Origin of the sequence: Gordonia sp. 'Campus', from assembly GCF_022206305.1 — a bacterium.
Classification (GTDB): domain Bacteria; phylum Actinomycetota; class Actinomycetes; order Mycobacteriales; family Mycobacteriaceae; genus Gordonia.
The window spans coordinates 1-851 of the sequence record NZ_JAKOIW010000050.1; the positions used below are offsets into that span (position 1 = coordinate 1).

Sequence of the window (851 nt, forward strand, 5' to 3'; positions counted from 1 at the left end):
CGTTCCCCCCACACAGCCTATACATTCAGCTGGTGGTAACACGACATCACTCGTGCTGGGTTTCCCCATTCGGACACCCTCGGATCACAGCTCGTTTGACAACTCCCCGAGGACTATCGCGGCCTACCACGTCCTTCATCGGCTCCTGGTACCAAGGCATCCACCGAACGCCCTTACACACTTACAACAACACCTACAAACAACCCCCACCCCACCAACCCCACAAGGCCAGCAAACAGGGATCGAATGTAGACACACAAAACATTTCTGCTAAATCACAGACCAAGCACCCCAACAAAGTTGGAGCATTGGTTTGAAATAAAGATGCTCGCATCCACTATGCACTTCTCAAACAACACACACCACACACCCCGCAGCATCTCCGCACCCCACCACAGGGCACCTCACCAACGCATTGCGATATGCAGCTAGGTCAGAGACAACACCAAGCGTGTTCTCTCAGAACCCCGATAGTGTGACGTGAACGCAGCGACCTCACAGTCGACTGCCGATCCCGCCCCGACCAGCATGAGCCGGCCGAAACGATGGGACCTGTCTGATGTTTCACCCTCGAACACACACACGCCGCAGAACAGACGCCCACGAAACATGTGTCGTTGTGTGCTCCTTAGAAAGGAGGTGATCCAGCCGCACCTTCCGGTACGGCTACCTTGTTACGACTTCGTCCCAATCGCCGATCCCACCTTCGACAGCTCCCTCCCACAAGGGGTTAGGCCACCGGCTTCGGGTGTTACCGACTTTCATGACGTGACGGGCGGTGTGTACAAGGCCCGGGAACGTATTCACCGCAGCGTTGCTGATCTGCGATTACTAGCGACTCCGACTTCATG

Annotated in this window: 2 rRNA genes; both read right to left on the minus strand. The window is 55.8% G+C overall.

Annotation, left to right across the window (positions count from 1 at the left end):
* A 23S ribosomal RNA gene (locus tag MAY35_RS23190) occupies positions 1-187 on the minus strand; the annotation flags it as partial.
* Positions 188-632: 445 nt separating this feature from the next.
* A 16S ribosomal RNA gene (locus MAY35_RS23195) occupies positions 633-851 on the minus strand; the annotation flags it as partial.